Source organism: Neisseria sp. P0001.S005 (assembly GCF_051963715.1).
The window spans coordinates 1-206 of record NZ_JBQCTZ010001170.1; the positions used below are offsets into that span (position 1 = coordinate 1).

The following is a 206-nucleotide window of genomic DNA, read 5'->3' on the forward strand; positions in this document are numbered from 1 at the left end:
TTTAAGTGGAACAACTACATCAGCCGCTACCACACCCGCCATTGCGACCTGATGGATTTGCTCGCCCTCTACCAACCACGTGCCAGCGTGCCTTTGGACGACATAGCCAAACTCTGCGGCTTCCCCGGTAAATTGGGCATGGACGGCAGCAAGGTTTGGGACGCCTATCATGCAGGCCGTCTGAAAGACATCCGCGACTATTGCGA

1 pseudogene is annotated in these 206 nt (G+C 55.8%); it reads left to right on the forward strand.

Going from position 1 to position 206, the window contains the following annotated elements:
• Positions 1-206 (forward strand): annotated as a pseudogene (locus ACTHSP_RS24450) (3'-5' exonuclease); the annotation flags it as partial.